At 48.3% G+C, this 3,322-nt stretch carries 9 protein-coding genes; all 9 read left to right on the top strand.

Annotated elements, in window-relative coordinates:
* Nucleotides 1–107: 107 nt before the first annotated feature.
* The 9 genes from J8X26_RS25895 to J8X26_RS25935 all read left to right on the top strand — a co-directional run bounded on the left by J8X26_RS25895 (nt 108) and on the right by J8X26_RS25935 (nt 3,221).
* Entirely contained in the window at nt 108–329 is a 222-nt protein-coding gene (locus J8X26_RS25895; protein WP_208952421.1) for a hypothetical protein, read from the top strand.
* Nucleotides 322–531, top strand: a complete 210-nt coding sequence (locus J8X26_RS25900; RefSeq protein WP_208952422.1) for a hypothetical protein — start codon at nt 322–324, stop codon at nt 529–531. Before J8X26_RS25895 ends, J8X26_RS25900 begins: the two co-directional genes overlap by 8 nt.
* Nucleotides 531–749 carry a hypothetical protein gene (locus tag J8X26_RS25905; RefSeq protein WP_208952423.1) on the top strand — a complete coding sequence of 73 codons (219 nt, stop codon included), beginning with the start codon at nt 531–533 and terminating at the stop codon, nt 747–749. The genes J8X26_RS25900 and J8X26_RS25905 overlap by 1 nt, the downstream gene beginning before the upstream one ends.
* 93 nt (nt 750–842) lie before the next feature.
* Nucleotides 843–1,223: a hypothetical protein gene (locus tag J8X26_RS25910; RefSeq protein ID WP_208952424.1), complete on the top strand. Its 381-nt coding sequence runs from the start codon at nt 843–845 to the stop codon at nt 1,221–1,223.
* A 9-nt stretch (nt 1,224–1,232) separates the two neighbouring features.
* Nucleotides 1,233–1,445, top strand: a complete 213-nt coding sequence (locus J8X26_RS25915) for a PerC family transcriptional regulator (protein WP_208952425.1) — start codon at nt 1,233–1,235, stop codon at nt 1,443–1,445.
* 2 nt (nt 1,446–1,447) lie between these two features.
* Nucleotides 1,448–1,669, top strand: a complete 222-nt coding sequence (locus J8X26_RS25920; RefSeq protein WP_208952426.1) for a hypothetical protein — start codon at nt 1,448–1,450, stop codon at nt 1,667–1,669.
* Nucleotides 1,666–2,175 carry a hypothetical protein gene (locus tag J8X26_RS25925; RefSeq protein WP_208952427.1) on the top strand — a complete coding sequence of 170 codons (510 nt, stop codon included), beginning with the start codon at nt 1,666–1,668 and terminating at the stop codon, nt 2,173–2,175. The genes J8X26_RS25920 and J8X26_RS25925 overlap by 4 nt, the downstream gene beginning before the upstream one ends.
* Nucleotides 2,176–2,184: 9 nt before the next feature.
* The gene (locus J8X26_RS25930; RefSeq protein ID WP_244370874.1) at nt 2,185–3,027 is read left to right on the top strand and encodes a Rha family transcriptional regulator; all 843 of its coding nucleotides are present in this window, start codon (nt 2,185–2,187) and stop codon (nt 3,025–3,027) included.
* A complete protein-coding gene (locus tag J8X26_RS25935; protein WP_208952428.1) occupies nt 3,027–3,221 on the top strand; it encodes a hypothetical protein in 195 nt (64 codons plus the stop codon). Before J8X26_RS25930 ends, J8X26_RS25935 begins: the two co-directional genes overlap by 1 nt.
* The last annotated feature ends 101 nt before the right edge of the window (nt 3,222–3,322 follow it).

Consider the following 3,322-nt stretch of genomic DNA (forward strand, 5'->3'; position numbering starts at 1 on the left):
GCTCTCGCAAGCCGCTGCGTTCCTTAATGGTAGTGCTGACGAGAAGTTAATAATGATTGAATTACTGGATGTCATTACCGAAACAGCCAATTGGGGGATCGAGAAAAATGGCGCATGAAATCACACTGGAAGAAGCGGCAGAACGCGCTCGTCAGGCAACCCTTATTTGTCGTTTGTTAGAAGACTATCCACATGAATTAATCACTTACGAAGTATCTGACATTGCCAATCTGCTATGCAGTCTTACCGGTAATGTAGCGAATTGGTTAATTGAGGAATCTGCGCAGCGGGAAAACGAAGAAACGGGGGCGTCAGAAAAAAATGGATAAAGAAACTAAAGAAGGTCTCCTCGATGGAATTCGAGCTTGCATTATCGACCTTAACTTTTCAGAGGGTGCATTGCGTGTAGTTCGCTTTAACTTGCAGACAGATGATAGTTTTCAAGATGAATACTCCATCACTCACTTAGCAATTGAAAATATCAAACATGTTCGTCACATGCTTAACCAACTTGAGCTGGGGTATCTCTGATGGCAAAGAATAATCAAGCGCCAGTTGCGTTCGACATGCTCGATATTGGTGATGAACTCTATGTTATCGATGCAATGCTAACGACTGTTAATAACTTCAATAATTTTGAACGTGCAGAATATAAAGTAACTCACGGCGGAATGTTAATGATAATCGCTGCCAGAATAACGCAATTAAAAAACAGTGTGGATAAATTTAATAACAGCAAGACAGAATAAACTTAAATAACCAACATTAATTATCACGAAATTTAATTACGGCCTAACGGTCGGGGAAATCCGTATCCAAAGACCAGTAACGGAGTAATTGCGATGAGCACAAACGACAAAGTAACGCCTCAGCAGAAGATTGAGCGGTACCGCAACCGCCAGGCCGCTGCTCGCTATGAGGCGATGATCCAGAGAACCGGCAGCAACTGCGTTCTGGTGAATTTGCCAGACGGGGCGATGGCAACTGTAGAGGTAACGCAACAGTCTCTCATCGAGGCTCTGAAGTATTTCGAGGGCGTTGCATACGGTGAATACCCACGCAATGAAGCTGAGGAACTGCTCCTCAAGTTATACGCCAGCAACCTCTCTAAGCACGGCGACAAGCTGACTGAGAGCGGCAACGAATTCATGAACGACCTGATCAAACAGACCGTGATGATGGCGAAAGAGCAAAACATCGACGGCGCACAAACCGCCCACTAAAGGAGCGCTATGAAGAACGAAGAGAAAACCGCTGCGTATCAACGTCTGGAAGCGAAATGCTCAGCACTTGAATCACGCGGACTGTATCGCAGGGCGGCAGACATGTGGCGAACGAACCTGACCATAAATGGTTTAACCGAAAAAGAGCGCGACTTGTGCGTCACCAACGCAGGGTTATGTTCCCGTCAAGCGAAGTACACCGGCAAACCGGAGGGGCTTTAGCCATGAAATTAACAGCAATTCGCGTACCTGAGTGGGTTCACGTACGGGCGATTTCCGTACTCGGCATGTACCGGAAACAACGACTACATCCGGCGCGGATCCTCGGCACCGGAAACCTATCACTAAAAGTTAATCGCCGCTGGCGCCTGCTTTCAAAAGACCAAGGCCTGAACTGGCAGTTGATGAGCCACGAAAAATACAAGGCGCAGAAGGACAGAAAATGAACTCACGTAAACAAGCAAAAGAACTTATCGCCAGAATCACTGAGGCGGAAGAACGGTCTGGCGGGAAATTCAAAGTGCCAGCATGGATGAAAAACGTAGAAGACGTTGCCCAGTCAAAAAAAATGAACGCCAAGCAGCAGCGCGAATTTAACCAAATACTGACTCAAATTCTGCGTTCCAGCGTTGCCACCGTATACCTGATGGCCTGCGAGAGTCGTTGGGGCCAGAAGTTCGATGCTCCAGTATTTATCAGCGGAGATATTTCCCTTGGTTTGACCGGTCTTGTAGTTGAAGCAGCCCTGACTACCCACATTGAGCCGATCCTCATGGAGAACCGGAAGTACACACCTGACGAAGCCGTTGTGTACTTCTACATGGGTCATGAACTCAACAAAGAAGAAGACAGGAACAAACTAACTGAGCTGCTGGATGACGTGTTTACAGCCATGTGCAGAGAAATTCGCAGCAATGACTATCAGATGCTACCTGCGCCAGTCCGACACTAAGGAAACGACATGAAAAACCAAGCTGAAACCAATCTGGAAATTATCAACGGTGAACCAATGATGGGTAGCCGCAAAATTGCAGTGGCCACTGGCAAAAATCATGACCATGTGAAACGCGACATTCTTGCCATGCTTGAACAGCTTAAAATTCATCATCCAGATCAGGATGATGATGATTCAAAAGGCTTTATTATTTCACGTAAACACTATCAAGGCCGAGATGTAATTGATGAAATCTGGCTGAATGAAACCCTATCCATGACACTTGTTACCGGATATGACGCCACACGCAGATTGGCACTCGTTGAGCAATGGCAAGACATGAAAGCCGAGTTGTCCCAACCCCGCCTCACAGCGCCAGCACCGCAGGACATCAACATGAACAATGACATTCTCTCGCTGGCCCGCGTCGTGGCCGAAGCAACAGCATCAGCCACTATGAAGGCGGTGATCGACATCGTAGGTATTCCGAAACATCAATCCCTACCCGCTGTTCAACCTGCACCTGTCATTGCAGCACCTGCACAGAGCACCTTTGATTTGCAGGTCAGCCACCTCGAAACTGACAGCAATCAATCTGAGTATGTTCTGGTGGCGGATCTCGCATGGACCTGTGGTTTTTCAGATGCTGCGTGCCGCCGGCTGGTGACTTTCGCCAAATTACCCACCCGACTGACTAAAGGCGAAAGCGGCCATCTTCTGGTTAACCGTGAATCGTTCATGGCAGCAGCTCAGACATTGCTTAATGAATCCACTCCGCCAACGGGCAAGTTGAAACGCTGGCGGCACCCAGAATTCGGCGGTTTTACCCTGCGTCTGGCATCAGAGAAACACACTGGGGAGGATGAATAATGCTCATTGCGCCCTGGATTTTGATTCTGACTCTTTCCACCTCAGACGGTGAAGCCATTGATCACATCGGTTTTACCACTCAGGAAGCCTGTCGGGATGCTGGCCGTAAATGGACTTCGGTCCATGACACCGGCTCTATTGGTTCTTTCACCGATGCTATTTGCGTACCTACTGACTCACCGGAGGCTAAATAATGTTCTTCCCAACTGACATTCTCCGCGCCGCCCTGCACTGCGTCGCCGGTGAAAGCGAAACCCGCGAGTATCTGAAAGGGGTGTACATCACCCCGACCCAT

The sequence above is a fragment of the Rahnella sp. ChDrAdgB13 genome (assembly GCF_017655185.1).
In the GTDB taxonomy this organism is placed as follows: Bacteria; Pseudomonadota; Gammaproteobacteria; order Enterobacterales; family Enterobacteriaceae; genus Rahnella; species Rahnella contaminans.